Origin of the sequence: Kocuria rhizosphaerae (assembly GCF_044462265.1) — a bacterium.
In the GTDB taxonomy this organism is placed as follows: Bacteria; Actinomycetota; Actinomycetes; order Actinomycetales; family Micrococcaceae; genus Kocuria; species Kocuria rhizosphaerae.
Genome location: NZ_JBISWL010000150.1, coordinates 1 through 904, shown reverse-complemented (window position 1 = coordinate 904; position 904 = coordinate 1). Strand labels below are relative to the sequence as shown.

Annotated in this window: 2 protein-coding genes; one reads left to right on the top strand and one right to left on the bottom strand. The window is 66.4% G+C overall.

The annotated features are described in order from the left end of the window. Positions 1–210 (bottom strand): hypothetical protein (locus tag ACH9EU_RS17820; RefSeq protein ID WP_396415245.1); only part of this gene is annotated, 210 nt, incomplete at its 3' end. Between the two features lie 293 nt (positions 211–503). Here ACH9EU_RS17820 and ACH9EU_RS17815 point away from each other — a divergent pair. Next, positions 504–872 carry a hypothetical protein gene (locus tag ACH9EU_RS17815; RefSeq protein WP_396415244.1) on the top strand — a complete coding sequence of 123 codons (369 nt, stop codon included), beginning with the start codon at positions 504–506 and terminating at the stop codon, positions 870–872. The last annotated feature ends 32 nt before the right edge of the window (positions 873–904 follow it).

Here is a 904-nt window from a genome sequence, read left to right as displayed (position 1 = left end):
GGCCGTCCACACGGCCACCCGGACCTCCGTATCCGTCATGGTGTCGGGGTGGCCGGACACCGTCACGGACCACTCCCGTCCGCCGAACAGGCTCTCGACGGACGTGGCGACCACGCCCCGGACGGCCAGGCGGTGCACCACGCCCCGCCGGACCTCCTCCGTCCGCGCCTGGGCGTCGCCGGAGTCCGGGGTGCGGGGAATGGTCGTCATGGCGGTCCGTCCTTCGGGAGATCCAGCGTGCAGGTGCTCATGTTCTATTCATCCGCATTTGGTCGCAGAAGTAATGCCCTCTCTTTGCCGGACGCCGCCCCGGCCGGGCGGGGGCCGTGTCCGGGTGGTCGGGGAGCCCGCGGAAGATACTGGCCGGTCTACCCGGCGGTAGTTCCCCAGCGTGTCCGAACTGCTCCCGCATCGTCATCGTTCGCCGTTGAGGTCCTTGTCAGGGCGGAATTAGGCTGTGCGCACCCCCTTGCTCCGAGGGGGACGCAGTGTAGGGGGACACAGTGAAGAATCTGCGCAAACTGCTGACCGGCGCCGCGATCGTGGGCCTGCTCGCGGGCGGGAGTGCACCGGCCGTGGCATCCGGTGGCCAGCACCACGACGGTCTGGACGACAAGCGGATCAAGGTGCTCGTGGTCAAGCACCACAAGAAGAGCGGCCACAAGGACGTCGTCGAGCACGAGGAGAAGTCCCTCCACGATGCCGTCCGGTTCGCGAAGCACCGGTGCGAGAAGGAGTCCTGGCACGATCTGTGGGAGCTGGCCAAGAAGACCGAGAAGTACGAGAAGAAGTGGGTGGAGGTCTGCACCTACGACCACGAGAAGAACAAGAACGTGAAGTACCACGTGGTGTACAAGGACAATCACAAGTAGCAGCGCGAAGCGGCGCTCGCACGCGGGGGGTG